Source organism: Salsuginibacillus kocurii DSM 18087, assembly GCF_000377705.1.
In the GTDB taxonomy this organism is placed as follows: domain Bacteria; phylum Bacillota; class Bacilli; order Bacillales; family Marinococcaceae; genus Salsuginibacillus; species Salsuginibacillus kocurii.
Genome location: NZ_KB898627.1, coordinates 291,551 through 314,228, shown reverse-complemented (window position 1 = coordinate 314,228; position 22,678 = coordinate 291,551). Strand labels below are relative to the sequence as shown.

The 22,678-nt window shown below is 48.2% G+C and carries 23 protein-coding genes and 1 riboswitch; of the genes, 17 read left to right on the top strand and 6 right to left on the bottom strand.

Features of this window, described 5'->3' with window-relative positions; all coding sequences use genetic code 11:
• Positions 1-15: 15 nt before the first annotated feature.
• Positions 16-693 carry a DNA alkylation repair protein gene (locus tag D469_RS0111890; RefSeq protein WP_018923619.1) on the bottom strand — a complete coding sequence of 226 codons (678 nt, stop codon included), beginning with the start codon at positions 691-693 and terminating at the stop codon, positions 16-18.
• Between the two features lie 82 nt (positions 694-775).
• Between D469_RS0111890 and D469_RS20270 the strand changes: the two genes are divergently transcribed.
• Entirely contained in the window at positions 776-1,207 is a 432-nt protein-coding gene (locus tag D469_RS20270) for an HAD-IA family hydrolase (RefSeq protein WP_083910798.1), read from the top strand.
• A gap of 95 nt (positions 1,208-1,302) precedes the next feature.
• Here the strand turns inward: D469_RS20270 and D469_RS0111880 are convergent, their stop codons facing one another.
• Positions 1,303-2,271 (bottom strand): 2-hydroxyacid dehydrogenase, encoded by a 969-nt coding sequence (locus D469_RS0111880; protein WP_018923617.1) that lies wholly within the window; start codon positions 2,269-2,271, stop codon positions 1,303-1,305.
• Positions 2,272-2,470: 199 nt separating this feature from the next.
• On the opposite strand from D469_RS0111880, the gene D469_RS0111875 reads away from it, so the two are divergent.
• The gene (locus D469_RS0111875) at positions 2,471-3,613 is read left to right on the top strand and encodes an aminotransferase class I/II-fold pyridoxal phosphate-dependent enzyme (protein ID WP_018923616.1); all 1,143 of its coding nucleotides are present in this window, start codon (positions 2,471-2,473) and stop codon (positions 3,611-3,613) included.
• A gap of 392 nt (positions 3,614-4,005) precedes the next feature.
• Here D469_RS0111875 and D469_RS0111870 read toward each other — a convergent pair whose 3' ends face one another.
• Together D469_RS0111870 and D469_RS21210 are read right to left on the bottom strand one after the other, a co-directional pair.
• Positions 4,006-4,440 carry a VOC family protein gene (locus D469_RS0111870; protein ID WP_018923615.1) on the bottom strand — a complete coding sequence of 145 codons (435 nt, stop codon included), beginning with the start codon at positions 4,438-4,440 and terminating at the stop codon, positions 4,006-4,008.
• A gap of 547 nt (positions 4,441-4,987) precedes the next feature.
• On the bottom strand, positions 4,988-6,634 hold the full coding sequence (locus tag D469_RS21210) for an S-layer homology domain-containing protein (RefSeq protein ID WP_018923613.1): 1,647 nt from the start codon (positions 6,632-6,634) through the stop codon (positions 4,988-4,990).
• 342 nt (positions 6,635-6,976) lie between these two features.
• Between D469_RS21210 and D469_RS0111855 the strand changes: the two genes are divergently transcribed.
• On the top strand, positions 6,977-7,195 hold the full coding sequence (locus D469_RS0111855; protein ID WP_156816978.1) for a hypothetical protein: 219 nt from the start codon (positions 6,977-6,979) through the stop codon (positions 7,193-7,195).
• A gap of 178 nt (positions 7,196-7,373) precedes the next feature.
• Here D469_RS0111855 and D469_RS0111850 read toward each other — a convergent pair whose 3' ends face one another.
• Complete coding sequence (locus tag D469_RS0111850) at positions 7,374-8,264, bottom strand: patatin-like phospholipase family protein (protein WP_018923611.1); 891 nt, start codon at positions 8,262-8,264, stop codon at positions 7,374-7,376.
• Positions 8,265-8,613: 349 nt separating this feature from the next.
• On the opposite strand from D469_RS0111850, the gene D469_RS0111845 reads away from it, so the two are divergent.
• Both D469_RS0111845 and D469_RS0111840 read left to right on the top strand, forming a co-directional pair.
• Positions 8,614-9,681 carry a type III polyketide synthase gene (locus D469_RS0111845; RefSeq protein ID WP_018923610.1) on the top strand — a complete coding sequence of 356 codons (1,068 nt, stop codon included), beginning with the start codon at positions 8,614-8,616 and terminating at the stop codon, positions 9,679-9,681.
• Between the two features lie 6 nt (positions 9,682-9,687).
• Positions 9,688-10,221, top strand: coding sequence for an isoprenylcysteine carboxyl methyltransferase family protein (locus D469_RS0111840; RefSeq protein WP_018923609.1), 534 nt, complete (start codon positions 9,688-9,690; stop codon positions 10,219-10,221).
• 24 nt (positions 10,222-10,245) lie between these two features.
• Here the strand turns inward: D469_RS0111840 and D469_RS20260 are convergent, their stop codons facing one another.
• Positions 10,246-11,115, bottom strand: a complete 870-nt coding sequence (locus D469_RS20260) for an ABC transporter substrate-binding protein (RefSeq protein WP_083910796.1) — start codon at positions 11,113-11,115, stop codon at positions 10,246-10,248.
• 252 nt (positions 11,116-11,367) lie between these two features.
• Between D469_RS20260 and D469_RS0111830 the strand changes: the two genes are divergently transcribed.
• The 12 genes from D469_RS0111830 (at position 11,368) to purN (ending at position 22,624) form a co-directional block, all read left to right on the top strand.
• Positions 11,368-11,907 (top strand): DUF2179 domain-containing protein, encoded by a 540-nt coding sequence (locus D469_RS0111830; RefSeq protein ID WP_018923607.1) that lies wholly within the window; start codon positions 11,368-11,370, stop codon positions 11,905-11,907.
• Positions 11,908-11,984: 77 nt separating this feature from the next.
• On the top strand, positions 11,985-12,158 hold the full coding sequence (locus D469_RS20255; RefSeq protein WP_083910803.1) for an NETI motif-containing protein: 174 nt from the start codon (positions 11,985-11,987) through the stop codon (positions 12,156-12,158).
• A 132-nt stretch (positions 12,159-12,290) separates the two neighbouring features.
• Positions 12,291-12,392: riboswitch (purine riboswitch) on the top strand.
• A 364-nt stretch (positions 12,393-12,756) separates the two neighbouring features.
• Positions 12,757-13,242: a 5-(carboxyamino)imidazole ribonucleotide mutase gene (purE, locus tag D469_RS0111820; RefSeq protein WP_018923605.1), complete on the top strand. Its 486-nt coding sequence runs from the start codon at positions 12,757-12,759 to the stop codon at positions 13,240-13,242.
• A complete protein-coding gene (gene purK, locus D469_RS22095) occupies positions 13,239-14,381 on the top strand; it encodes a 5-(carboxyamino)imidazole ribonucleotide synthase (RefSeq protein WP_018923604.1) in 1,143 nt (380 codons plus the stop codon). Before purE ends, purK begins: the two co-directional genes overlap by 4 nt.
• A gap of 15 nt (positions 14,382-14,396) precedes the next feature.
• Positions 14,397-15,695, top strand: a complete 1,299-nt coding sequence (gene purB / locus D469_RS22090; protein ID WP_018923603.1) for an adenylosuccinate lyase — start codon at positions 14,397-14,399, stop codon at positions 15,693-15,695.
• A 42-nt stretch (positions 15,696-15,737) separates the two neighbouring features.
• Complete coding sequence (gene purC, locus D469_RS0111805) at positions 15,738-16,454, top strand: phosphoribosylaminoimidazolesuccinocarboxamide synthase (RefSeq protein ID WP_018923602.1); 717 nt, start codon at positions 15,738-15,740, stop codon at positions 16,452-16,454.
• Positions 16,451-16,702 carry a phosphoribosylformylglycinamidine synthase subunit PurS gene (gene purS, locus D469_RS0111800; RefSeq protein WP_018923601.1) on the top strand — a complete coding sequence of 84 codons (252 nt, stop codon included), beginning with the start codon at positions 16,451-16,453 and terminating at the stop codon, positions 16,700-16,702. The genes purC and purS overlap by 4 nt, the downstream gene beginning before the upstream one ends.
• The gene (purQ, locus tag D469_RS0111795; RefSeq protein WP_018923600.1) at positions 16,699-17,382 is read left to right on the top strand and encodes a phosphoribosylformylglycinamidine synthase subunit PurQ; all 684 of its coding nucleotides are present in this window, start codon (positions 16,699-16,701) and stop codon (positions 17,380-17,382) included. The genes purS and purQ overlap by 4 nt, the downstream gene beginning before the upstream one ends.
• On the top strand, positions 17,366-19,597 hold the full coding sequence (gene purL, locus D469_RS0111790; protein WP_018923599.1) for a phosphoribosylformylglycinamidine synthase subunit PurL: 2,232 nt from the start codon (positions 17,366-17,368) through the stop codon (positions 19,595-19,597). The genes purQ and purL overlap by 17 nt, the downstream gene beginning before the upstream one ends.
• Entirely contained in the window at positions 19,573-20,985 is a 1,413-nt protein-coding gene (gene purF / locus D469_RS0111785) for an amidophosphoribosyltransferase (RefSeq protein WP_018923598.1), read from the top strand. Before purL ends, purF begins: the two co-directional genes overlap by 25 nt.
• Positions 20,986-21,008: 23 nt before the next feature.
• A complete protein-coding gene (gene purM / locus D469_RS0111780) occupies positions 21,009-22,046 on the top strand; it encodes a phosphoribosylformylglycinamidine cyclo-ligase (RefSeq protein ID WP_018923597.1) in 1,038 nt (345 codons plus the stop codon).
• A complete protein-coding gene (gene purN / locus D469_RS0111775; RefSeq protein WP_018923596.1) occupies positions 22,043-22,624 on the top strand; it encodes a phosphoribosylglycinamide formyltransferase in 582 nt (193 codons plus the stop codon). The genes purM and purN overlap by 4 nt, the downstream gene beginning before the upstream one ends.
• The last annotated feature ends 54 nt before the right edge of the window (positions 22,625-22,678 follow it).

Below are 22,678 nucleotides of genomic sequence, written 5' to 3'. Positions count from 1 at the left end.
ACAGCAAGAGCTGTCCTATTTTTTAGCTTTCAAATATTTTAATGCCTCGGTTCGACTAAGTTGTGATAGATTGTGCTGGTTCACAAACTGAACCACAGAAGGTCCATTGGTTTTAGAGTATTCTCTTAACGCCCATCCAATCGCTTTATTGATAAAGAACTCCTCTGACCCTAGGCATTGGTTAATATAATGGTACAGAATTTCTTCATCAGTGTCTTGTTTATACTTTAATTGAAAGAGAATAGCAGATCTTTTGAGCCAGAAATTGTTCGATTGAATCCAATGACCCGTTATGTTTTGAATATGCTGAGGGTAATGTTGAAAATAAGCCCCTGCATGTTTGCTGGCGATCCAATCCACGGTATCCCACCACGATTTATGTGTAATCAAATACTCTAGCAGTTGAATGTCTTTATCTTTGAACTCTTTTCTTCGATCAAGTATATCTAGAGCGGCATACTGACACTCTCTTTCTGGAAGTCCCCATAGCTCTTTTATAATCTTGCTGAACTCTTTTTCTGGAGGAGGACCGTACTCTTTCATTACTTCGCGCACAATTTTCCTTCTGGGAGTTGCCTTGACGCCAAAAAAATCGTACTTCTCTCGCATATATTTTTTCATTCCTATAGCTTGATCTTGAGTACCATGTTCAACCAATTTAGAATGAATCCTTTGCGTATACAGATGATTCATTTTGCCTTCCTCCTTAAACACTCTTTCACTCAATTTTTACATATTCTCTATCCATTTGTAGGGTGTTGCCGAAGAAGTAGAGCTGTGCTACGAAGGCCATATTCAAACCCAATCACTACGAGCTGGGGTTATCGAATATCTCGAAGAAGCAAAGGCATTAGGCTTGAAAGTCGCCATTGCTTCAAGTTCCGAGTATAAGTGGGTATCGTACTATTTGAAAACTCATCAGATTCATCATTATTTTGATGCTATAGCAACATTTGATGATGTAGAACGAAAGAAACCTTGCCCTGACGTATATAGTAAAGTATTAGAAAAGTTAAATGTACAGGAAAAGGAAGCCATCGCATTTGAAGACTCTCTTAATGGTCTAAAAGCAGCAAAAAATGCAGGATTAAAATGTGTAGTAGTTCCAAATAGTATTACAAAAAATCTACCATTTGAACAATATGACCGCAGATTAAACTCGATGGCTGACACTTCATTACAAGATATAATAAAAGCAGACAACTAAATGATAGTTACTTCGACAAACTTAGCGTGGGCTATGCTATTCGCTTTGGCAACATGGGAATTGTTCCATGTTGCCAAAGCTTTTTTATAGGCTCTTTATGATGGCTGAATCCTATGCTTCGGCTCTTTCCCGGCCAGGGCAAGCTTGATATCTTCAGCCGCTAAGCGGGCCATGTTTTCTTCGTTTTCATGGGTGGATGAACCGATATGGGGTGTCGTTACGACCTGTTCCATCTGCAAAAATGGATGGCCTTCCGGCAGCGGTTCTTCTTCGAAGACGTCGAGTCCGGCGGCTAAAATTTCGCCTTGGTTAAGGGCCTCAATTAATGCTTTTTCATCAACGGTGCTGCCGCGTGAGCCGTTGATAAAAATGGCGGAGGGTGTCATTTTTTTAAAAGCGGAAGCGTCGATTAAATGCTTGGTGTCTTCGGTTAACGGTACCATGATGCAGATAAAATCAGAGGTTTCGAGCAGCTCATCCAGTGATAAGCGGGTGGCGTCCAGTGTTTGTTCTACTTCTTCTTTTTGGCTGCGGTTGTAGTATTGGATGTTCATTTGAAAGCCAAAGTGAGCGCGTCTGGCGATGGCTTCGCCGATGCGGCCCATTCCAATCATGCCTAGAGTTTTATGGTGAACATCTACTCCGAATTTTGCTTCAGGAAGCATCTCATTCCAGGCCCCGGTTTTGACGTAGTGATCCAGTTCAGGAATGCGCCGGGCGGTGGAAAGAAGCAGGCCGAAAATGGCGTCGGCGGTCGTTTCTGTAAGTATCCCAGGAGTATGAGTCGCGTAAATCCCGCGTTTCTGCAATGCCTCGACATCCAGATTGTCATAGCCAACGGAGACGTTGCTCACGATTTTCACATTGGGGGCATATGCTAAAAGTTGATCATCCACTTCTAAGTCGACATTCATGATGGCCTCTGCTTCCTGCAGCGCAGCCCGGAAGGCAGGGTCTTTGGTCGTTTCAAAATTGGTAAACGTCCGTACATCGTAGTCTTTTTTCATGTCTTCGATGGCGGGAGTGGAGATACGGTTATATGTGACAACAGTAGGTTTGGTCATAACGGTCTCCTTTCGTCAAAGAGGGTAGTTGGCAGACGAGTTCTGTCTGCGTGAAGGCCGAATACAGGCGGGCGAGTAGCTCTCGCTTTTATTTTACCAAAATGGGTAGAGGTTTTCGCGGTTTCTGGAAAAGAACAGGCTCTAAAAGTAAGCGTTTTCATGTATAATGAGATAGGAGTTGTAGAAAGGGGAGAAGGTAATGAAGTCTAGTCGGTTTGATACGAAGTTGATTCATGGTGCGTATGATCGGGCGGGGCATTATGGAAGTTTGACACCTCCGCTTTATCAGACGTCGACGTATTCGTTTGATTCGGCGGAGGCGGGGGAGCGCCGTTTTGCTGGGGAAGAGGCAGGGTATGTGTATTCGCGGCTCGGTAATCCGACGGTGCATACGTTGGAAGCAAGGATGGCGGAGTTGGAAGGTGGGGAGGCGGCTGTTGCGTTTAGTTCGGGGATGGCTGCTGTGTCCGCTGTGCTGGTGACAGAAGGGGTGTATGGTTGTACGTATGGGTTCTTCTCGATGCTTGAAGAACGCTTCGGTGTAGAAGTTGATTTTTTGGCGATGGAAGATGAGGAAGCGCTCAGTCAGGCTCTTCGCCCAGAAACCAAAGTAATTTATGTAGAGACGCCGATTAATCCGACGATGAAATTGGTGGATGTTGAGATGGTGACTCGTTTTGCGCGTGAGCATGGTTTGCAGGTGGTGGTGGATAATACATTTGCTACACCGTATTTACAACGACCGCTTGCTCAGGGCGCGGATGTTGTGGTCCATAGCGCGACGAAGTATTTAGGCGGGCATGGTGATTTGATTGCGGGTGTGGCAGTCGGCCGAGAGAATTTTATGGAGCAAGTGCGAATGGAGACGCACAAAGATATTGGTGGAATCTTGGCTCCATTTGATGCATGGTTGTTGCTGCGCGGCTTGAAGACACTCAGTCTACGGATGGACCGGCACTGCGAGAATGCAGCGTATGTGTTTGAACGTTTAAAGGACCATCCTAAGGTGCGATCGATTCGATTTCCGGGAGATCCCGCTTCCGATACTTTTCGCCTGGCTGAGCGGCAAATGAGTCAATTTGGCGGGTTAATTAGTTTTGAATTACATGGTGGCAAAAAAGAAGCGCAGGCGTTTTTAAACCGGCTTAAGCTGGCACAAATTGCCGTCAGTTTAGGGGACCCGGAGACGCTTTGTCAGCATCCGTATACGATGACGCATTCAGTGGTTCCGGTGGATAAACGGCGGGAAATGGGAATTAGTGACGCGCTGCTGCGTGTGTCCGTCGGTTTGGAACATCCGGAAGATATCTGGCAGGACCTTAAGCAAGCCCTCGATGGATAGTCTCTCTCCAAACGCATAAAAAATGTTTAACTATATGAATGAATTTCATAAATCTCGTTCCTTATGGGCCAAGGGTGAATGCGGTCTTCACTTGAGACGGACGCTTTCCCGAGGGCTTGTCTTCAGCTAACTTGTTCGATGGATGGTAAAAACATCGAACAAGTGGATCTTCAGACTGCGCGTTATCCTCTGGGAGTCGCCGTCTTACGTTGCCGCCACTTTTACTTTCCATATCCATATAGTAAAAAACAAAAAGATCGTATTCGTTTTATTGCTATATAGGAACAATTAGTTACCGATAGAAAAAGCCTGTATCGTAGGTTAGCAAGTAATCATTGATACAGGCTTTTTTGATACTATTTTTCTCTATAGTTCTTATAATATACCCATGGTTACTTTTCCTTTTTTTCCTCCCAAAGCTGAAGACGTTCTTCATGACTAACCTCTTTATGAACTTGGTGTAGCATCCATACATAACCAAAAGGGTCCATGAATATGGCGTTCGCTACGCCGTAGTCAGGAAGCTCCGTTACCGGTTGTACCTCTGTACAACCTAAATCCATCGCCTTGGCATAGGTCTCTTTAATGTCTGGAACAGTAACATTAACCCAACTAGTTTTAGGGTCGTCAGGCGTTGGTGCGATCAAATGGAAGTCAGGGTTTTCATCTAACAAGTGAAAGTGAACGTCGTATAGGGTGAAAATTGCTTCATTTTCACCACGAGGAAAGTTTGAAACCTCCACCCGCTCGATATCAAATATAGTTTCGTATAATTCCAATGCTTTTAAGCTATCTTTCACAACCATATCAATTTCTACTCCAACCATTTCGATAACACTCCCTTAACAAATTCATTTCCTCATTCAACATAAGATGTTAACATCCGCATAATGAATGTGGCCTTCACTTCAGACGGACGCTTTCCCGAGAGCTTGTCTTCAGCTAACTTGTTCGATGGGTAAAACCCATCGAACAAGTGGATCTTCAGAGTGCGCTTTATCCTTAGGGAGTCGCCGTCTTACGTTTCAGCCACTTTTAATATTCCGTATAGTAAATAAAAAATCAAAAGAAAGTATTCATTTTATTGCTCATAAAACGTCATGATGAAATTGATTCTAACAAGTGAATAACTATGTTGTACCTCACTATTTTGCCCAATCAATTAAAGTATACCAAATTTAATATGAATCACCCGGTATATATGGATTTCTGCTTGTATTGTTCCAAATCTCCCATTAATCATAGCTGCCTTTCTGTCATGTGTGAAGTATGCCATCAATAAACATCCTAAGGAGTTTTGATGGGGATTCATCATGGACGGCATGAAAACGAGCCCTTCGTTTAGCGAAGGACTCTGGAGGTGGTCAAAAGCTCTTATTCTTCTACTTCAAGCTCTTCTTCAAATTCTGGCAGCTCTTGATATTCCTCGTTCATTTGCTCATCGAGCCAGTCGAGATATTCTTCTTCAGAAATGATGTCTTCTTCAGCTGGAACTCCGTATTCAAACGAAATCTCTTCATTGAAATCATCCATATCGAGGGCGTATGTCATATCCATAGAGACGGTTTCGCCTGCTTCTTGAATGGAAAGAGCAAGCTCGCCGCTGTCATAGGTGACGTTTCCATCACTATCGATGGCTTGATGCCATTCAAGTGTTTCGAAATCAATCAGCTCAAAAATATCGTCAATATCAATATCACCTTCTGGGACGTCTGTTTCTTCACCAGCCGCTGAGATGGCTGCAGACATGATTTCAGGTGACTGCAGGGCTTCATCAAAGCCAGGGATTTCAATGTTGCCGAGCTGCTCAAATAAAAGTTCTAAATCAGTTTGATCAAGAGATACGGACACAACCCGCTCGTGGTCGATACCTTCTGGGATTGCGTCATGGCTCGCCTCTGTAATTTCGAAAAATTCGGTGCCGCGGACTTCAAATAGTTCGTTGTAAAAGGCGTGCATTAATTCTTGCTGCTGGGTAATATCAAACAAGTCACCGTTATACCCTTCAGGAGCAAGTGGGGTTTCTAAGAATTGTCCTTCCCACTCTTCAGGGAAAAGGCCTGGTGTGTCTTCAGGGATGCCTTCTGGATTTTGGATCTTGGAGTACACAGCATCTTCTGTGACGATGCCTACATCTTTCATAGATTCCATCGCTGGGTCAGGCATGCTTGTGTTTGTAATAGTTTCTGTGATTAATGGGTCATATTGATAAGAACCGCGCAGATCTGCTTCAAGTGAAATCGTATCTTCAATGTCCATTTCTACGTCTTCTTCTAATAACGGCATGGTCATATCAATGGTCATGTCGCCTGTAAATGTATACGATTCTAGCTCTAGCAGCTGATCCGAGATTTCACGCAGCTCATCTGCTTGTGCTTCATCATATTCAGGCTCTTTTTCACCAGGTCCTTCGCTGAGTGCTCGGACTAAGAATGTAGTAAATTCAGCCCGCGTCACTTCTTGGTTAGGTCGAAACTCTTCGCCATTTTCATAGCCTGTGGCCAAACCAAGGCTGACTAGTGTATCGATCGATTCGTGAGCCCAATGGTCCTCGCCAACATCTTGGAAATTTGAGCTTGATGGATTTTCAGTTTCAAGAGCAAAAGCATCGGTAAGAAGTTCTGCTACCTGGGCGCGTGTTAAAGAAGCATCCGGAGCGAACGAACCGTCTGGAAGTCCAGTGATCCAGCCTTCAGCTTCTGCGGCAGCGGCTTCGTCAAACCACTCATCGTTTTCACTAATATCAGTAAAGCTAGGTTTAAACCCTTCATCAGCCGAAGAGTCGAGGGCACGAACTAAAATGCCGGCTCCTGCTCCTCTCGTAATAGAATCAGTTGGACGGAAGGTGCCATCTCCAAACCCTTCAATAACCCCTTTTTCTACTGCTTGTTGAATCTTTTCGGCAGCCCAATAGTCTGCCTCCACATCTGGAAAACTATGTTCTTCTGCTGAAACGCTTGGTGTAAGTACAGTGGCTGCAAGAAGAGCCGTGAGCGAGATACTGCCCCATTTTTTTACCATAATAAAGCCTCCTATAAAGTTTTTACAAAGGATCGAGGAAAGGCACAAACGCCTCTTTACCCGAGCCTCTTTCATAGAATACGAGTGAACAGTCAATTTGTTTCAAAGAAAATAAAAATTTTAAATTATTTTACACCGTAAGATATGAATAGTTGAAGGAAGCGGTATACGTGCAACTAAGGCTCAGCCTGCACCGTAGGCTTGGCTGAGCCAATTTTTCTTGAAGGTTCAGTTCTGGTAAACGGGATAAAAACTAGGGTGTGAACTGGTAGAAGGGAAGGCATTCGTGTTGGAGGAGGATCTTCTCTTGGTAGGGTGTTAAGGCTTCTACCGACAGGGTTTGTGAACTTATTACTCACCAGCTGCTTGCAACTCCTATGGCTATTAGAAGCGAAAATGAATGGCGAACACGCAGTGACAGCAAGCGCGATGAAGATGAAGCCAATCACGCGCTTGTGCCTGGGGGAAAGTGTGTCCGCCGACGCCGGGATTGCAACGGACATGAGCTCACTAGCGTTGCAAATGTTTCCACAAGAAGTGCTTGGAGTGATGGGTTTCTAGTTTTGTTTGTTTAGCGGCGTCATTCATCCACGCTTTTTTTCGCGGGGAGCGGTCCGCATCTTGCCGGGCAAGTCGAGTCCGACGGCGTGTTTTCAACGTCGTTCTTAGTCATTAAGCGACTCCTTGCGCATTCTTCGTTTGCTTTCCTTGCTCGAAAACGACATGTGCCACTTTTCGTTTACACGGGCTGTGGTTCATGTTGTGTTACTTGTTCAATTGTTGGCTCTTCATGCCAGTGTTGGAGTTCCGGCCATAATTCTTTGGCATGGCGGTAGCCTGCTTCGTAAAGACGCAGTAATTTCTTCGGGTCTTTTTCTGTACGTTTGACGTTTATTTCATAAGGGGGACGCAGTACTTTAATTTCGTCTCGGGCTTCTAGTTCATCAATCCAATCCAGTTGTTCATTATAAAAGTCGGTGCGGTGCATCATTGTCGTGGCAAACTCAGGGTATTCTTTGTAGATGCGGGGTGCTAGTGGTGACAACGGTGATTGTTTTTTGCGGAATCCTCTTTCCCGCGTTAACACGACTACGTTCTTTTTAAATCCGGCATGCCTGGCTTGCGCTAATGGGATGGGGTCTGCCACGCCGCCGTCCATTAACTTTTTCCCATCAATGGTTACGTAGGGAGATAACAAAGGCAGGCTGCTTGAGGCTTTAACCGCTTGTAAAATGTCACAGTTTCCGTCGTTGGAATGATATACGGCTTTGCCAGTTGTCATGCAGGTGGTGGCAACTTGGAAGAGCTGGTCGTTGTTAAGTACCTGCTCCACATTTAGTGGAATAATAGACTTTGGCACTTCGTCAAATAAAAAATTCATCCCAAATAAACTGCGCTCCCGCAGGATGTTGCGAAAGCTTATGAAACGTGAATCTTTGATTAAGCCAATATTTACTTTTTTATTGCGTCCTTTTTGCCTGGCTAAGTATGAACAAGCCATAGAAGCTCCGGCAGATGCGCCTACAACGTAAGGGAAATGCAGCTGTTGTTCGAGAAAAAACTCAAGCACGCCAGCAGTGTAAATGCCGCGCATGCCTCCTCCTTCGAGCACGAGTCCGACGTTATTCATCTTATTGCCTCCTGTTGTATTAAAAAGCTAGTTAGACAATAATGTTCCCTATTTCTTATTACCATATCAGAAAAAACGTAAACCTGAAATCATCGTGCTTGAAAATTGAAAAGAGGGAATGGAACAGGTAGGTGCCATCAGGTTTAGTAAGAAGTGTATAACTCGAATTCATGCTAAGGTGCAAGCATAATACATGAGGCTCCATTTCAATAGGGGGTAGGGACCGGCACTACTTATAAAAGAAAGTGAATAAAAGCCTGTATTTTTTAAAATAATCGAGTAAATGTTTCCATTCAGGGAAGACTAACTTTTATTCACGTGGTTAGATTTTTGGAGAGGAAGTGAGCGCATGCCGGTTATCCGCTCTGTGGCCCGTGCCCTTCCGGCATACCATGTTTCGCAGGATGAAATGGAGTCTTTCATTCGCGAACTTTTTAATGAACGTTTGTCTTCACTTGAGCGTATGCTGCAAGTGTTTGAAAACGGTGGCATTAAAGAACGACAATTTGTTATGCCGATTGATTGGTATAAAAAAGACAAAGGTTTGGAAGAACGAAACACTCTTTTTATCGAGCACGCTGTTGATTTAGGGACTGAAGCTGTGCTGAACTGTATCAAACAAACGAAGCAAGCGGTGGGCATTGAAGATATTGATGCCTTTATAAGCGTAACAAGCAGTGGGATGGCCGCACCGACGCTGGAAGCTCGCATTATGAATGGTACAGGCTTGAAAAATGAGACGACACGTATTCCCTTGTGGGGCCTGGGTTGTGCGGGAGGAGCTGGTGGTTTAGCAAGAGCATATGATTATTGTCTCGCTCATCCAACGGCGAATGTGCTCGTGCTTTGCGTAGAGCTTTGCAGTTTAACATTTCAGCGGGATGATATTTCGAAAAGCAACTTTGTGGGCACTTCACTTTTTGGCGACGGTGTAAGCTGTGCCCTGGTAAGTGGTGAAGAAAGTAGCGGTTACTGTGCAGAAGGTCCACATATTCTAGGCACTCAAGCTGAGCTGATGCCGGATTCAGAGCGGGTCATGGGCTGGGACATTAAAGATACGGGCTTTCATGTCGTTTTTTCGCGGGACATTCCTTCGCTTATTTCGACGTGGCTCAGGCCCCGGATTGAATCGTTTCTTAGCTCTTTTAATTGGGACATTGAAAGTACCGATCGTTGGATTTTGCACCCGGGCGGGCGAAAGGTGCTGGACGCTTACCGGACCTCACTGAATGTATCACAGGAGCAGCTGGCCTTATCGGAACAAATACTTAAATGGCACGGGAATATGTCCTCGCCCAGCGTATTGTACGTACTTGAAGATGTGATGAATAGCTCGCCGCTAAAAGGGGAAGTTGGCCTGCTTGGCGCATTGGGTCCTGGGTTTAGTGCAGAAATGCTCGCAATGGAATGGAGGTAACTAGAATTGCTTTTTGCAATTGTGATGATATGGACGATTGGGCAGCGGCTGATTGAACTAATGATTGCGAAACGCAATGAAAAATGGATGAAAGCACAAGGAGCTAAAGAATACGGCCAGGACCATTATAAGTGGTTCATCTTTTTACACGCTGGTTTCTTTTTAGTGCTGTTGGCTGAAGTCGGCTTGATCAGATCGGGTCTGCCGGGCTGGTGGTGGCTGCCCTTTATGCTTTTTCTCACAGCACAGATGGGCCGTATGTGGGTTCTTGTTAGCTTACATCGTTACTGGAATACAAAAATCATCGTGCTGCCTGGAGCAACGCCAGTAACGAAAGGGCCCTACCGGTTTATGAAGCACCCAAATTATATCATCGTCAGTGTCGAGATTCTCGCGCTGCCTCTGATGTTTGGTGCGTATGTTACAGCTGTACTGTTTACGGTGTTAAATGCCATGCTTATTCTATTAATTCGTATTCCAGCGGAGGAACAGGCCTGGCGTTTGTATAGCTCTGGCCTCCAAGAAAGGAGCTCTCCATAACGTGGAGAGCTCCTTTTTGCGGACTTATTTAGCCTCTTGTTTGATCGGTTGTGCTTCGATAATCTCTGCAAGTTGTTCAATTCCTGTGATTAAATCAGGACCGGGCTGGGTGAACAGATGAGCGTCGAGGACGTGTACTTGTTGCTCTCTTACGGCGCGGATCCTTTTCCACTCGTCTTTTTCCATATAGGCAGCAAGTTCGTTTTCGGCTTCGGCCCCGCTTAATCCACACGGGGCTGCGATGATTAAGTCAGGGTCATACGCTTCGAGTTCGGCAAGTGTAACGGTTCCTGATTTACCGCCCTTCTTGGCAAAGGCATCATACCCTCCAGCTGCTTCGATCATTTCCGGAATCCAATGCCCAGCATGGAAAATGGGGTCCATCCATTCCATAAAAAACACGCGCAGAGCGTTAGCGGGGCTTCGCTCGCGTACCGCTTCAAGACGCTGGTCGATCTCCTGGACGAGTTGCTCTCCGCTTTTCTTTGCCGCCAGGGCTTCACTGACTGTTAGTATATCGTTTCTCACGTCGCTTAAGGTGGCTGGAGAGAGCGAGATCACAGTCGGAGGGTGAGGGAGATGGGAGAGTGCTTCTATGGTTTCGTCTTCGCCGATTTGACAGATGGTGCAGACGCGTTGGGTGAAGACGACGTCGGGGGCGAGCTCTCTTACTTTGTCGAGGTCAACAGTATAGAGAGAGCGGCCGGCTTTAGCGGCTTGGCTGACGGCAGTGTTAATTTCTTCACTTGAAAGTGTCTCGTTTTCTAGTTCGGAATGGACGACGACAGGGCGGTCGATTGGGCATTCGAAGGTGACGCCTGCGAGTTGGTCGGTTAAATCAAGCTTTTTAATGATTTCAGTAGCTGCTGGTAAAAAAGATAGGGCCCGCATCATACAGCCTCCTTTATTTATTAAATTGGATCTGAGTTCTTTTAGTGGTGCTTGTTTTGCGCACTAGCATCCTTTAACAGAGTCGAAAATGAAATGGTTTTGGTTTAGTATAACATGCTATAAGGTTGGAGAAGCTCTTCGTTTTTTTGTGGTTTGTTGTCGAATGGAAGTGTTTTAATTGCGGTGAAATCATGATATTGTTTTCTAACTTCCCTCATATTTAATAGAAGATTCGGTAAGGGGGAGGCGGCATTAGTGGTAGAAGCATTGATTGAAAATGCGTGGTCGTTACTGTTAGTGATTCTGTTGATTAATGTAATGTATGTTAGTTTATTTACTGTCCGCATGATATTCACACTAAAGGGCCGGCGCTATACAGCAGCTTGTGTTGGAATGGTAGAGGTTACGGTTTATGTGCTGGGGCTCGGGCTAGTGTTAGACAACATGGATTCAGTTTTGCATGTAGTAGCTTATGCGTTAGGGTATGGCAGCGGCGTGATTATGGGGATGAAAATTGAAGAGAAGCTGGCCTTAGGATATATTACAGTAAATGTGATTACGCGCGAGTATGAACCAGATATTCCTAATGCGTTAAGGGATCGCGGTTACGGGGTGACAAACTGGATCGCTTACGGGCGGGAAGGTGAACGATTAATGATGGAAATTCTAACGTCGCGGCGTTCGGAATTGGATTTATATGATACCATTCGCGCGCTTGACCCACGAGCATTTATTATATCTCATGAACCGAAAAACTTCTTTGGTGGGTTTTGGGTGAAAGGAGTACGAAAATAGTGGCGAAAAAAAAGAAAAAGAAAAAAGCTTCGGCTGCAAATACGGCACAGCCGCAGCCGAAAAAGCGGTTTGAAGTGATGGAGAACGAATCAATTGATGACTGTTTAGCTCGTATGAAAGCAGAAGGATATATGCCGGTACGGCGCATGGAGGAGCCGGTGTTTACGGAAGCTGAGTCTGAACAAGATGGTGAGCCGGTGTTGTTAAGGCAGCAGATTGTATTTGAAGGAAAACAGCTATTGTCCGAATAACGGCTTGAAAAGAGGTTGATCTTACGGTGTTATCAGCAAAAACCGAACAATATTTCAATTATTTCTATCAATATTCGATTATACTTTGACAATATATCTAACAATCGCTAAAATAATAACTAAGAGTTCTTCATTAAATAAAGTAAATTACCTCATATATCGTTGGGAATATGGCCCAAAAGTTTCTACCTGGCTACCGTAAATAGCTAGACTATGAGGGAGAGCATATAACCTTTATATATGTGAGCTGTGTCGAATATTCAGTTTACATAGGTAAACCACCGGGTTCCTGCTGCTTTCTCTCATAACTAGAGAAGCATGGAACCCGTTTTTTTATAGGTCTGTTAAAGGATAGTGTAGATACAGGTTGTTGAATGTCCGGGAATGGCCGAGACTCCTGCGGGAAAAGCGGACCTGGCGAGACCCCGCAGGGCTTCAGCCTGAGGAGGCTCGCTGTTCGCCCGCGGAAAGCGAGGCCATGGAAGGAAGAATTCCCCCCTCTTTAACAGATCCTTCATTAATAAAAGGCGCTAAAGACCTTTTAATCTGAGGACGTGTTGAATAGCAGCTACTCACAACCAGTGAAGGAGGAACAGTCATGACAATTGAAGTAGGCGTCATTATGGGAAGCACGTCAGATTGGGAGACGATGGCCCATGCCTGTGAGATATTGGATGAACTAGATGTATCTTATGAAAAAAAGGTCGTATCGGCACACCGCACGCCGGATGTGATGTTTGAATATGCAGAGTCGGCTCGGGAGCGGGGCGTAAAAGTGATTATCGCTGGAGCCGGCGGCGCGGCACACTTGCCGGGCATGGTGGCAGCGAAAACGACGCTGCCGGTTATCGGGGTGCCGGTTCAGTCTAAAGCGCTGCAAGGCATGGATTCTTTGCTTTCGATTGTACAGATGCCTGCCGGCGTGCCGGTCGCGACGGTAGCGATTGGGAAAGCGGGCGCCACGAACGCCGGCCTCCTCGCTGCGCAAATGCTGAGCGCTTTTGATGAAAAGCTGGCTGCTCGCTTGCAGGAACGCAGGGATCAGCTCGCTGAAAAAGTGAAAGCGGATGGTGAAACGATATGACTGTCATTCAACCAGGAGCAACGATCGGCATTCTCGGAGGCGGCCAACTCGGCCGGATGATAGCACTTGCGGCCCGGGAAATGGGGTATCGCATTGTGGTGCTGGAGCCGAAAGCAAATTCCTCCGCCGGGCAGATTGCCGACGAAGAGATCATAGCGCCTTATGACGATGCAGAAGCGATTGCTGCTTTGAACGCCAAGTGTGACGTCGTGACATTTGAGTTTGAAAACGTCGATGCTGTGGCGGCGCGCCCGCTTGAAGAAGCTGGCAAGCTCGTTCAAGGGACAGACCTTCTCAAAACAACCCAGCACCGTTTGCGGGAAAAAGAAGCACTAGAAGCTGCCGGCCTGCCGGTTGCGAAATATCAAGCCGTTCGTACGGAAGCAGAAGCTGAACAAGCAGTGAAAGCACTTGGCGCGCCGTCCGTGCTAAAAACGTGCCGCGGCGGGTACGACGGCAAAGGCCAGGTTGTGATTGAAGGTGAACGTGAAGCAGCAGAGGCTTTTAAACAGCTGCAGCATGCCGAAGAACTCGTTATGGAGCAATGGATTCCTTTTCACAAAGAGGTCTCTGTCATTGTTTCGAGAACGCCAACCGGAGAAATGACTGTTTTTCCGGTCGCTGAAAACGACCATCAAAATAATATTTTGCATCAAACGTTCGTACCGGCACGTGTTTCTCCGCTTGTTCATGAGCGAGCCGTTCAACTCGCGCAGAAGCTAGCCCGGCACATCCAGCTTGTTGGGACGCTTGCTGTTGAAATGTTCGTCACAGAAAACGAAGAAATTTACGTAAATGAATTGGCACCGCGCCCGCATAATTCTGGCCATTATAGCCTTGATGCCTGCACGGTTTCCCAATTCACCCAGCATATCCGCTCGATCTGCAATTGGCCGCTTATTGAGCCGGAGATGACCCGCCCGGTTGTGATGACGAATGTGCTCGGTGAACATGTGCAACCGCTCAACGAACAGCTTCCACGACTTTCAAGTGCCTTCGTGCATCTGTATGATAAAGGAGAGGCTCGTCCCGGCCGCAAGATGGGCCACGTAAATGTCATCGGTGCCTCGATTGAAGAAGCAATCCAAGAAACGGAGCGGCTCACCGTATGGGACGCGCCAACAACTATTAATGGCTAGGAGTGGAGAGAAGAGATGATCGAACGGTATACACGAGAGGAAATGGGAAGCATCTGGACAGAAGAAAACCGCTATAACGCTTGGCTGGAAGTAGAAATCGCAGCTTGTGAAGCGTGGGCGAAACTAGGAGATATTCCTGAAGAAGACGTGAAAAAAATTCGCGCCCATGCTTCATTTGCTGTCGAACGCATTCATGAAATTGAAGCAGAAACGCGCCATGATGTGGTGGCTTTTACCCGGGCGGTATCGGAAACGCTTGGCGATGAAAAGAAATGGGTACATTACGGCTTAACTTCGACCGATGTTGTCGACACTGCTCTTTCCTACTTATTAAAACAAGCCAATGACATATTGCGAAAAGACCTGGAACGGTTTATTGACGTATTGGCTAATAAAGCAAAAGAACATAAATATACGATTATGATGGGGCGTACCCACGGCGTTCACGCTGAACCGACAACATTTGGCTTGAAGCTTGCGCTCTGGCATGACGAAATGAAGCGGAATTTAAAACGGTTCGACGAAGCGGCTGAAGGCGTGCGCGTTGGCAAGATGAGCGGCGCTGTCGGCACATTCGCCAATATTCCGCCGGCGATTGAAGCAACCGTCTGTGACGCGCTCGGACTTGAAGCAGCTCCGCTCTCCACCCAGACCTTGCAGCGCGACCGCCATGCTCATTACGTAAGCACCTTGGCGCTCATTGCCACCTCGATTGAAAAGATGGCTGTAGAGATTCGCCAGCTGCAAAAAACGGAAACGCGCGAAGCTGAAGAATTTTTCGCCAAGGGCCAAAAAGGGTCTTCAGCCATGCCGCATAAACGCAACCCAATCGGATCGGAGAATATGACCGGGCTTGCCCGTGTCATTCGCGGCCACGTCCAGACGGCTTTTGAAAATGTGCCACTTTGGCATGAACGTGACATTTCTCATTCGTCGGCAGAACGGGTCATTTTACCGGACAGCACCATTCTGCTGAATTACATGCTGAACCGTTTTACCGGCATTGTAGATAAGCTCACGGTTTATCCAGAGAACATGAAAGCAAACATGGATAAAACGTTCGGCTTAATCTATTCACAGCGGGTACTGCTGACGTTAATCGACAAAGGGATGGTCCGGGAAAAAGCATATGATCTCGTGCAGCCAAAAGCGATGGAAGCGTGGGAGAAAGGTGTGCCATTCCGGGAGCTGGTTGAAGCAGAACCAGAAATTACGGATGTACTTTCTACAGAAGATTTAAATGAGTGCTTTGATGAGAACCATCATATGAAACAAGTGGATGAATTGTTCCGCCGCGCAGGCTTAGAAGACTAGCAGGCTAAGCGTAAACTTGAATTCTAGCGAGGAGGGGTCCGCATGGGTGCTGACGGATTATTGTATGAAGGAAAAGCGAAGAAGTTATTTCAAACGGAGAACCCGAACGTATTGCGTGTTGAGTATAAAGACGAGGCGACCGCATTCAATGGGGAAAAAATGGATGAGGTGGCCGGTAAAGCCCGCTTGAATAACGAACTCTCTGCGCTTTTCTTTGCAAAAATGAATGCGGCGGGATTGCCGACGCATTTTATTGAGCGCACGTCGTCGACAGAGCAGTTGGTGAAAAAAACAAGGATTCTGCCGTTGGAAGTGGTGGTCAGAAACATTGTAGCCGGCAGCTTGCAGCGCCGCACGGGGATTGCGGAAGGCAGGGAGCTCACTCAACCGATTGTCGAGTATTATTACAAGGATGATGAGCTTGGCGACCCGCTCTTAAATGAAGATCATATCCGGCTTGTGGAAGCAGCCACCCCGCCTGAATTGAAGCAGATGCGGGAGCTGGCGCTTCAGACGAATGAGGCACTCACCGCTGCCGTTCGCGCAGCTGGACTCCTTCTCGTAGATTTCAAGCTGGAATTTGGGTTAACGGAAGACGGGGAGCTTGTTGTTTCCGATGAAATCTCGCCGGATACATGCCGGTTTTGGGATGAACAGACACGCGAGAAACTGGATAAAGATGTGTACCGCTACGGTCTTGGTGAACTTACTGACACGTATGAGCAAATTCTAGAACGTATGGGAGGCAGCGTATCATGAAAAAAGTCCATGTTTATGTCACGTTGAAAGAAGGCGTATTAGACCCGCAAGGCAGTGCAGTAGCTCGTTCTTTACACGCGCTTGGCTATGACGAGGTGCAGGAAGTAAGCGTCGGTAAATGGATCGTGGTTGAAGTCGAAGAAGGGCCAAATCTAGAAGCACGCGTGACAGAAATGTGTGAAAAACTGCTTTGCAATCCGGTCATTGAAGATTATTCTTTCTCGGTTGAGGAGGCGGTCTCTTCATGAAGGCGGCTGTACTCGTTTTCCCAGGATCGAATTGTGACCATGACATGTACTATGCGCTCGAGAAAGGAATTGGCGCTGACGTGGAATTTGTTCGGCATACAGAGAAGAGCGTAGCGGAGTATGACGCGATTTTCATTCCTGGCGGCTTTTCATATGGCGACTACTTGCGTTCAGGCGCGATTGCCCGCTTTGCCCCGGTGATGGAAAGCGTGGTGGAAGAAGCAGAGAAAGGCAAGCCTGTGCTAGGCGTGTGCAATGGCTTTCAAGTGCTCTTAGAAGCCGGTCTCTTGCCTGGGGCGATGAAGAGAAACAAAGACTTGAAGTTTATTTGCCGACAGGTGGAGCTGCGTGTGGAGGAGAATTCTTCTCTATTTACACAAGATTATCAAGCTGGAGAAACAATCAAAGTGCCGGTGGCTCACGGTGACGGTAACTACTATTGCGACGATGAGACACTGGCCTCTTTAAAAGAAAACGGGCAGATCGTATTTACGTATGAAGATGATGTGAATGGATCCCGCGCCGGTATTGCCGGCATTCGCAACCAAGCAGGCAATGTGCTGGGCATGATGCCGCATCCGGAGCGAGCTGTAGAAGAGCTGCTCGGTTCGAAGGATGGCCTCGCGTTATTTGAATCTATGTATAAGCATTGGAGGGAATCTCGTGTCGTTACAACTTGAACCATCAGCACAGCAGATCAAAGAAGAAAAAGTCTATCAAGAAATGGGCTTAATAGACGGAGAGTTTGCTTATATTGAAAAGATTCTCGGACGCCTGCCGAATTATACCGAGCTCGGTTTGTTTTCGGTTATGTGGTCAGAGCATTGCAGCTATAAACATTCGAAAAATGTATTGAAAAAATTCCCGACCAAAAGTGAAGCCGTCCTGCAAGGTCCGGGCGAAGGCGCGGGTGCGGTCGACATTGGCGACGGGCAGGCGGCCGTGTTTAAGATTGAAAGCCACAACCACCCGTCTGCGGTAGAGCCTTACCAGGGCGCTGCAACCGGAGTCGGTGGTATTTTGCGCGACGTCTTTTCCATGGGCGCCCGCCCGATTGCGCTTCTTAACTCGTTACGTTTCGGTGAGCTCGATACGCCGCGTGTTCGTTATTTGTTTGAAGAAGTGGTTGCTGGAATAGCCGGTTATGGCAACTGTGTCGGCGTGCCGACTGTCGGCGGCGAAGTTCAGTTTGACCCGTGCTATAAAGAAAATCCGCTTGTCAATGCGATGTGTGTCGGTTTGATTGACCAGAAAGACTTGCAAAAAGGAGTCGCGCAAGGTGCTGGCAATACAGTGATGTACATCGGCGCGAGCACAGGCCGTGACGGGATTCACGGAGCAACCTTTGCATCAGAAGAGCTGACTGAAGAATCTGAAAGCAAGCGCCCGTCCGTGCAGGTCGGTGACCCGTTTACAGAAAAACGAGTGCTTGAAGCCTGCCTGGAAATCATTCAGTCCGACGCTTTGATCGGGATTCAAGATATGGGCGCGGCCGGCCTCACTTCTTCCTCAGCGGAAATGGCCAGTAAAGCAGGCTACGGCATCGAAATGAATCTTGACCATGTACCGCAGCGTGAACATGCGATGACTCCGTATGAAATGATGCTGTCTGAATCGCAAGAACGCATGTTGATTGTGGTGGAAAAAGGCCGAGAAGACGAAATGAAAGCAATCTGTGAGCATTGGGAGTTGCATGCGGTTGAAGTTGGCGTTGTAACCGAAAAGCAGCACCTGACGCTGCGCCATAACGGCGAAACCGTGGCTGATATTCCAGTTGATGCGCTTGCAGAAGATGCGCCAGAATACAATCCGCCGTCCGCTGTTCCTGCCTACTATAAAGAATTTCAAGCGCAAACGCCGTGGGCTCCGGCTGATGTGAAACCGGAAGAAACACTCGTCGATTTGCTCGCCCGCCCGACGATCGCAAGCAAAGAGTGGGTGTACGACCAGTATGACTATATGGTGCAGACAAACACTGCAGTTGCACCTGGCGCTGGCGCAGCGATCCTCCGCATTAAAGATACCGACAAAGGAATCGCACTTACAACCGACGGAAACAGCCGTTACATTTACCTCGACCCGGAACGTGGCGGCCAGATTGCCGTGGCTGAAGCAGCGCGCAATATTGTTGCAAGCGGCGGACGCCCGCTCGGCATCACGGACTGCTTGAATTACGGCAGCCCGGAAAAGCCGGAGATTTTCTGGCAGATTGAAAAGTCAATCGACGGCATGAGCGCAGCCTGCGCGAAGCTGAACGCGCCGGTTGTAGGCGGAAATGTTTCGCTTTATAACGAAACGCCAAACGGTTCTATTTATCCAACACCTGTAATTGGCATGGTCGGGCTTGTCGAAAATATCGAACACCGTACCACTTCTGGCTTTAAGGCCGACGGAGATATCATTTACGTTCTCGGTGAAACGAAAGCTGAGTTTGGCGGCAGTGAACTGCAGCAAATGCAGGAAGGCAGCATTTTTGGCCCGGCGCCGGCGATTGATTTGGACGTGGAAGCCAAACGCCAGGAAAACGTGCTTGCAGCCATTCAAGCCGGTGTGGTTGCTTCCGCGCAAGATATTGCGGAAGGCGGCCTGGCCGTTGCGGTCAGCGAAGGCATCATGGGTGGCACAGAAGGATTGGGCGCGGAAATCAGCTTTGATGAGGATGCGAGCCTGCTCTTTTCTGAAAGCCAATCCCGCTACGTACTCACCGTGCCTGCTGAAAAGCGCGACCAGTTTGAACAGCTTCTGCCTGATGTTTTTGAAATCGGACGCGTCACTTCCACAGAGAACCTTCATATTACGACACCGGCCGGAGACACGCTTGTGAATATTAGCCGAGAACAGTTGGAACAGTCCTGGAAAGGAGCAATTCCATGTATGGTGAAATCAAAGGCTTAAACGAAGAATGCGGCATTTTTGCAGTCTGGGGGCATCCGGAAGCGGCTCCGATTACGTACTACGGCCTGCACAGCCTGCAGCACCGTGGCCAGGAAGGAGCGGGCATCGTTACGAGCGATCGCATGCATTTGCAAGTCCATAAAGGATTGGGGCTTGTGACTGAAGCTTTTAAAGAAGGGGACATTGATAAGCTAACCGGCGATACAGCTCTTGGCCATGTTCGTTATGCCACAGCTGGAGGCGGCGGCTTGATTAACTGCCAGCCTCTTCACTTTCAGTCGCAGACAGGCGGTCTTGCTATTGCCCACAACGGCAATCTAGTCAACGCCCATAAACTAAAAGCTGAACTCGAACAAGCCGGAAGTATTTTTCAATCGACGTCTGACACGGAAGTGCTGGCGCATTTAATCAAAAAGAGCACGCACGTCCGCCTGCGCGACCAGATGAAAGAAGCGCTCCACCGCATTGAAGGAGCATATGCCTTTTCAGTCATGACTGAAAACGAACTGATTATTGCGCTTGACCCGCATGGGCTGCGGCCGCTCTCGATCGGCCGGATTGGCGATGCTTATGTCATCGCGTCGGAAACGTGTGCGTTTGATGTGGTCGGCGCCACGTTTGAACGCGAAGTCCAGCCCGGTGAAATGATCAGCTTTGACCAGAACGGCATGCACATTGATCATTTCACTGAAGCAAATGACCGCGCGATTTGCAGCATGGAATACGTCTACTTTGCCAGACCGGATTCCAACGTGGATAAAGTCAATGTTCACTCAGCCAGAAAACGGCTTGGCAAAACGCTAGCCGACGAAGCACCGATTGAAGCGGATGTGGTGACTGGTGTCCCAGATTCCTCGATCTCGGCTGCGATCGGCTACGCCGAGCAGGCCTCGATTCCGTATGAACTCGGTTTGATTAAAAATCGCTACGTCGGCCGCACCTTCATCCAGCCTTCGCAAGAACTGCGCGAACAAGGCGTAAAAATGAAACTTTCTGCTGTCCGTGGTGTCGTGGAAGGAAAGCGCGTCGTCATGGTCGATGACTCGATCGTGCGCGGCACGACCAGCCGCCGCATCGTCGGGCTGTTAAAAGAGGCAGGCGCGACAGAAGTGCACGTGCGCATCAGTTCACCGCCGATCATCAGCCCGTGTTTTTACGGAATTGATACGTCGCAAAAAGCTGAACTGATTGCGGCCAAATATACGACCGAAGAAATGCGGCAAATGATGGGAGCCGATTCACTCGCCTTTTTATCAATCGACGGCATGACAGAAGGCATCGGCCGCGATGATGCTTCCGCGAACTGCGGCCAGTGTCTCGGCTGCTTTACGATGGAGTATCCGACGCGGATTTACGATGATACGATTCATCCGCATGAAAAAGCCTAACCATTTGAAAAGGAGCATCCCAAATGTCTGAAGCCTACAAACGAGCCGGTGTTGATGTTGAAGCCGGCTACGAAGCAGTCTCTCGCATGAAACAACATGTTGCCCGCACCGTGCGCCCGGAAGTCTTGGGTGGCCTCGGCGGATTTGGCGGCGTGTTTGACCTCTCAGCCCTTCCATACAAACAACCCGTGCTCGTAAGCGGTACAGACGGTGTGGGAACGAAACTGATGCTGGCGTTTGCGGCCGATAAGCATGATACGATTGGAAAAGATGCTGTCGCCATGTGCGTGAACGATATCGCCGTTCAAGGCGCCGAACCGCTTTTCTTTCTCGACTATATCGCTACAGGCGCGCAGGAGCCAGCGCGGATTGAAGCAATCGTAAAGGGAGTGGCAGATGGCTGCGAGGAAGCGGGTTGCGCACTCGTCGGCGGGGAGACCGCGGAAATGCCGGGCATGTACGAGCCAGCCGAGTATGACATTGCCGGCTTTACGGTCGGGGCTTGTGAAAAGTCGGACCTTATCACCGGTGAACGGATTGTACCCGGTGACGCGCTGATTGGCATCGCTTCTTCCGGTCTGCACAGCAATGGCTTTTCGCTCGTGCGCCGCGTGCTGCTTGATGAAGCTGAGCTGAATTTAGATGAGGTGTACGAACCGTTCAAGCGGCCGTTAAAAGAAGAACTGCTCGAGCCTACGAAAATTTATGTACGGGCTGTCCAGGCTCTGCAAGGAGCGCTTGACGTGAAAGGGATGGCACACGTGACCGGGGGCGGTTTTTTCGAGAATATTCCGCGCATGCTGCCTGCTGGGAGCGGGGCAGTGGTTGACCCCCACAATTGGGAAAAGCCGGCGGTGTTCTCGTTTTTGCAGGAGCAGGGAAGCTTGAGTGATGTGGATATGTACGGTACGTTTAACATGGGAATAGGTTTAGTCGCAGCGGTTGCTGCTGAAGAAGCAGAGCAGGCTGTGCGCACACTTACAGAGGTTGGCGAAGGAGCATTTATAATCGGGCGCGTAACAGAAGGAGAAGGCTGTAAAATAGAGGGTGTGAGCGAATGACACGGATTGCTTTATTTGCCTCAGGCAGCGGCAGCAATGTCGAAGCGATATTGGAAGCAGTGGCTGATGGGCGCTTGGATGTTGAGCCGGTACTCGTCTTTTCCAATCGCGCGGATGCGGGTGTGCTTGCGCGCGCAGAACGATACGACGTAGCGACAGCAGTACGGATGCCGCGTGATTACGCTGATAAACGAGCGTATGAGGAAGACGTCTTGGCAATACTGCAAGCCTATGAGGTGGAAACGATCGTGCTTGCCGGCTATATGCGCCTCATGGGAGAGACGTTGCTGGAAGCGTACGAAGGACGTATCATTAATATTCACCCTTCTTTATTGCCGGCCTTTCCTGGGAAAGATGCGATTGGCCAGGCTTGGGAAGCGGGTGTGAAAGTGAGCGGGGTTACGGTTCATTACGTCGATGAAGGGATGGATACCGGTCCGATCATCGCCCAGGAAGCGGTGCGCATTCATCCGACTGATTCGCTAGCTTCGCTCACGCGCGCGATTCAAGCGGTTGAGCATCGGCTGTATCCGGAAACACTGCAGCAGTTATGGGGGAAAAAAGAATGGAGCGGTTAGAGAACCGGCCGACGGTGTGGCCCAGCGATAACTAGAGACAGTCAGCTTGGGCTG

What these genes read in the sequence shown, in the direction of transcription:
- D469_RS0111890 (WP_018923619.1), bottom strand. Translation starts at nt 693, where the DNA reads ATGAATCATCTGTATACGCAAAGGATTCATTCTAAATTGGTTGAACAT.
- D469_RS0111880 (WP_018923617.1), bottom strand. Translation starts at nt 2,271, where the DNA reads ATGACCAAACCTACTGTTGTCACATATAACCGTATCTCCACTCCCGCC.
- D469_RS0111875 (WP_018923616.1), top strand. Translation starts at nt 2,471, where the DNA reads ATGAAGTCTAGTCGGTTTGATACGAAGTTGATTCATGGTGCGTATGAT.
- D469_RS0111870 (WP_018923615.1), bottom strand. Translation starts at nt 4,440, where the DNA reads ATGGTTGGAGTAGAAATTGATATGGTTGTGAAAGATAGCTTAAAAGCA.
- D469_RS21210 (WP_018923613.1), bottom strand. Translation starts at nt 6,634, where the DNA reads ATGGTAAAAAAATGGGGCAGTATCTCGCTCACGGCTCTTCTTGCAGCC.
- D469_RS0111850 (WP_018923611.1), bottom strand. Translation starts at nt 8,264, where the DNA reads ATGAATAACGTCGGACTCGTGCTCGAAGGAGGAGGCATGCGCGGCATT.
- D469_RS0111845 (WP_018923610.1), top strand. Translation starts at nt 8,614, where the DNA reads ATGCCGGTTATCCGCTCTGTGGCCCGTGCCCTTCCGGCATACCATGTT.
- D469_RS20260 (WP_083910796.1), bottom strand. Translation starts at nt 11,115, where the DNA reads ATGATGCGGGCCCTATCTTTTTTACCAGCAGCTACTGAAATCATTAAA.
- D469_RS20255 (WP_083910803.1), top strand. Translation starts at nt 11,985, where the DNA reads ATGGAGAACGAATCAATTGATGACTGTTTAGCTCGTATGAAAGCAGAA.
- purE (WP_018923605.1), top strand. Translation starts at nt 12,757, where the DNA reads ATGACAATTGAAGTAGGCGTCATTATGGGAAGCACGTCAGATTGGGAG.
- purK (WP_018923604.1), top strand. Translation starts at nt 13,239, where the DNA reads ATGACTGTCATTCAACCAGGAGCAACGATCGGCATTCTCGGAGGCGGC.
- purB (WP_018923603.1), top strand. Translation starts at nt 14,397, where the DNA reads ATGATCGAACGGTATACACGAGAGGAAATGGGAAGCATCTGGACAGAA.
- purC (WP_018923602.1), top strand. Translation starts at nt 15,738, where the DNA reads ATGGGTGCTGACGGATTATTGTATGAAGGAAAAGCGAAGAAGTTATTT.
- purS (WP_018923601.1), top strand. Translation starts at nt 16,451, where the DNA reads ATGAAAAAAGTCCATGTTTATGTCACGTTGAAAGAAGGCGTATTAGAC.
- purQ (WP_018923600.1), top strand. Translation starts at nt 16,699, where the DNA reads ATGAAGGCGGCTGTACTCGTTTTCCCAGGATCGAATTGTGACCATGAC.
- purF (WP_018923598.1), top strand. Translation starts at nt 19,573, where the DNA reads ATGTATGGTGAAATCAAAGGCTTAAACGAAGAATGCGGCATTTTTGCA.
- purM (WP_018923597.1), top strand. Translation starts at nt 21,009, where the DNA reads ATGTCTGAAGCCTACAAACGAGCCGGTGTTGATGTTGAAGCCGGCTAC.
- purN (WP_018923596.1), top strand. Translation starts at nt 22,043, where the DNA reads ATGACACGGATTGCTTTATTTGCCTCAGGCAGCGGCAGCAATGTCGAA.